This window comes from Desulfotruncus alcoholivorax DSM 16058 (genome assembly GCF_000430885.1).
In the GTDB taxonomy this organism is placed as follows: Bacteria; Bacillota; Desulfotomaculia; order Desulfotomaculales; family Desulfallaceae; genus Desulfotruncus; species Desulfotruncus alcoholivorax.
In genome coordinates, this window is record NZ_AUMW01000055.1 from 1 (window position 1) to 3,427 (window position 3,427).

Annotated in this window: 6 protein-coding genes; 5 read left to right on the forward strand and 1 reads right to left on the reverse strand. The window is 37.6% G+C overall.

Features of this window, described 5'->3' with window-relative positions:
• The first annotated feature begins 160 nt into the window (after nt 1-160).
• The 3 genes from H569_RS0116915 (at nt 161) to H569_RS0116930 (ending at nt 2,043) form a co-directional block, all read left to right on the forward strand.
• On the forward strand, nt 161-823 hold the full coding sequence (locus H569_RS0116915; RefSeq protein ID WP_027365948.1) for a hypothetical protein: 663 nt from the start codon (nt 161-163) through the stop codon (nt 821-823).
• Between the two features lie 280 nt (nt 824-1,103).
• Nucleotides 1,104-1,634, forward strand: coding sequence for a CBS domain-containing protein (locus H569_RS0116925; RefSeq protein WP_027365949.1), 531 nt, complete (start codon nt 1,104-1,106; stop codon nt 1,632-1,634).
• A 175-nt stretch (nt 1,635-1,809) separates the two neighbouring features.
• On the forward strand, nt 1,810-2,043 hold the full coding sequence (locus H569_RS0116930) for a hypothetical protein (protein WP_157833574.1): 234 nt from the start codon (nt 1,810-1,812) through the stop codon (nt 2,041-2,043).
• A 164-nt stretch (nt 2,044-2,207) separates the two neighbouring features.
• Here the strand turns inward: H569_RS0116930 and H569_RS0116935 are convergent, their stop codons facing one another.
• Nucleotides 2,208-2,639 carry an Hsp20/alpha crystallin family protein gene (locus H569_RS0116935; RefSeq protein ID WP_027365951.1) on the reverse strand — a complete coding sequence of 144 codons (432 nt, stop codon included), beginning with the start codon at nt 2,637-2,639 and terminating at the stop codon, nt 2,208-2,210.
• A gap of 144 nt (nt 2,640-2,783) precedes the next feature.
• On the opposite strand from H569_RS0116935, the gene H569_RS23420 reads away from it, so the two are divergent.
• Nucleotides 2,784-2,918: a hypothetical protein gene (locus H569_RS23420; RefSeq protein WP_257720126.1), complete on the forward strand. Its 135-nt coding sequence runs from the start codon at nt 2,784-2,786 to the stop codon at nt 2,916-2,918.
• A gap of 18 nt (nt 2,919-2,936) precedes the next feature.
• Complete coding sequence (locus tag H569_RS0116945) at nt 2,937-3,248, forward strand: hypothetical protein (RefSeq protein WP_051273729.1); 312 nt, start codon at nt 2,937-2,939, stop codon at nt 3,246-3,248.
• Nucleotides 3,249-3,427 lie beyond the last annotated feature (179 nt).

Here is a 3,427-nt window from a genome sequence, read left to right on the forward strand (position 1 = left end):
TTACGCGGCCATTGCTGCTGCTGAAATACTGGTATTGACACTGGCTGCCTCGGGCATCCTTAAAGTTGGTGGACATTAAAACAGGATATTATAAAGATATTCCGGATAAACCGGTCAATTAGGATAAGAGAGTGTATTTTAATTGGTTGGAGGGTTTTTCATGCTAGATCCTTTTATTGAGCGATTTTCTCAATACAAAAAGGAGTTCCTGGAAGAATTAAAAAAGGGTAATATAAAGGCTAGCTTTGATTTTGACGTAAATGCTGACAGCAAAAAGATGGGGCTTGAGTTATTTGAAAGCTGGCTGGTGAAAAAGGCGGCACAGGAAACAGAATCACTGGAAGAAGAAGCCCCTCCTTTTGATGAATTTTTAGATCAGGTGCTGGTCAGAGCACAGAAATATCTGCGCGAACGGGGCATTCAAATGGCCTACACGTCGCTTAGCAAGCAAATGGGTATTTCTGAAACCTGGAAATGTATCAGGGTGTTTGGTCATAGTAATATTTATTATCGTATTGGTAAAACCAGGCCCCGTAAAGGTCCCAATAAAGGTGGGGAATACCTGGTCATGGATCTGGTCATGGATGGATACAAAAAGAAAGTGTTTAATCCTCTGCTCCAGAAAAAGGAAAAAATGGAACACCGGCTTGGCGTACCTCTGGAAAGGGAACTTCCTAGAGTTGAGGCCACAGGTAAGTATCGTCTCAAATTATTACTTTCCGATGATGTCATAAAAGAAAGAAATATTCGGCTTGCAGCCAAAAAATTGGCCGATTTTGTGGAAACAACAAAGCCGTATCTTTCTGAGTTGGGTGTCGTTTGATTAAGCTAAAGAACCGGGGAATTACAACCAAAACTATTCCCCGGTTTTTACCTGGTAAAAAATTTTTGTTGGTTTTTATGCAATTGCTGTTTGGATTCAGACAATTTTGAAATATTGATTTTATAAAGCATCGGCATTTTAAGGTGCTTCATTGTCCGTTAATGTGCAAAGAACCTATAAAACAAAGCTGCATGACAAGTAATGCCAAAGCTGCAAGACTGGTATAAAAAATGCATGCAAAGTAAAGTAGAGATTAATGTATGATCTGGGGGTTAGGAAGATGTCAGATCAACCTGAAAAACGGGTCAAGGATATTATGATACCGCTGCGCAGTTACAAGGTTATATCAAAGAGCTGTAAAATTGAAGACGCGGTTAAGGTTTTATACCGGGCCTATTCGCAGCGCACAAAGGGAGGGGCCGGGCACAGGTCTGTGATAGTATGCGATGATTACGGCAACCCCCTTGGATTAATAACATTCAGGTCTGTATTGCAGGCGCTGGAGCCATATTTTGCAAAAGCTCAAAATCTTTCAGTTCCGGTTTTTTGGGAGGGGTTGTTTTCAGAAAGATGCCGGTTGAAAGCAGCTAAAAGCGTAGAGGAGATTATGCACCCCATTAGTCTGATAACCCTTGATGCAAATGATACATTAATTAAAGCAGCACATGCGATGATTAAACATAAACTTGGCACCTTGCCTGTTGAAAAGAATAACCGGATTGTTGGTATGGTTAGAGTAAATGAGGTGTTTGAAGAAGTGCATAACTGTATGGTTAATGTTGAGGATTTTGAAAATGCCGTAATCGGCTGACAAATAATATGATAAAACTAATGACTACCATGTGACCCCAAAGGGTCATTTTTATTTTTTGTATAATAATATATTTCACAAATATATAATAAAATATTTCACAAATAGGATTGATTTTTTTAGGAAGTCATTTTATAATGTTAAAAAGATCACAAAGTCCAGGGAGGTGGAGGGGGTGGCTCTGGTGGTAAGTATTGGCGATTGGGTGACCGGACCTGTAGAAAGGCCCAAAAATCTAATGGAGCGCATTTTTGAGCAGCCTTTGTTTGATGCTGAAATGGTCAGGGTGGAGTTGACCCGGGCAGGTCATCCCAGTGAGGTCAATGAGAATATTCTTAATTTTTTATTTACTTGGGCAATTATACATATAGGGTTAAGCGCGTATTGGTTTGTGAAATATGTTATTTAATATGTGAAATACAACACAATAAGCGCTTTTAAAGGGTCGGAAAATTCTCATTTCCGGTGGCCCTTTTAAAATACACTCTCTCAATTACCCGGCTAAGACTGCCGGGTTTTTTTAATTGGTTAAGAAACCCTCTTCCTTGATTGGATGAGGGTTTCTAGTTCCAGCTATTTTAAAAATTGCAAATAGACATTGTTATAAGGTCTTTCCTTCTTTTTACTCAACTTCAAAGTTAATATACCTTTGGTGTATATGGCATTAGCAGATTCAGGGCTTATGGGGTATGGTAGATTAAAGCTTTTTTCAAACTTTTCCTCCTTTGTACCGCTATCGGTAGATATTGTACTGCCAACTTTCTGTCGAACACCATTAATTTTTAATCTGGTGGAAGTGATATGAAAATTGACATCTTCTCTATTTTGGATACCCGGTAATTCCACAATAATATATATTTCATCACTCGTCTCCCTAATTTCAGAATTTAATGGGGTGTCTTTATTGATTAAACCTTTAGATGAAGTTGCTGAGGAATTATGCAAGATATTATTTTTATTTAATGTATTGATTAACTGGTTGAGCAAGTTGATTGAATCTGTCATTTTTAACTCCTCCATAACCCGTTAATAAACGCAAGAATAAGTCCGGCAGGGTATAATTAACAAAAATAACAGAATAAATATATTAGTCACAAAAGTTTCCTGCTATTAATATATTATTAATAAAAGTTCAAGGATGTGATACTATTGCCGGACCAGGAAAGTATTGAAGAAGCACAACATGATCTGTTGCTGATTATATTTACCGCGTTAACTATTTTGATTAGTACCGGCCTTGCTGTGGAAACTGGTGAAATAAGTCAGCCTATCGTATTTCCATAAAGCAAGGGGGACTTTTCATTGTTTACGTCTGACACTACGAATGCTTTATTGGAAAAGGTTTTGGAAAGTTTAGAGCAATGTAATATTAACGAAAATAGTAATGGGCAGGATAGTCCAATAGGATTAACTCCCTCTAAAATATTAATTTTAATTGGAATATTAGGAGGAGTACTAAGTGTAAACTCTGTTTTAATAGATAAAAGACAAGTAATTGAAATTGTTTTAGTTGGTTCATTAAAGAGAAAAACAGAGATGGATAAATGTTTGGACCGAATTGGCTCCAAATCATTTGAAGAAGTGATGAAGGGTATTGTAGGGCATTTCGTTTAAAAAAGCTGCTTAATGTACCAGCTGGACAAAAGCGTGACTGCCTGTAAAAGTCAAAATAATAAAACGCCTCAGTTTATGAGACGTTTTATAATATCCTGTTTTAATGTCCACCAACTTTAAGGATGCCCGAGGCAGCCAGTGTCAATACCAGTATTTCAGCAGCAGCAATGGCCGCGTAA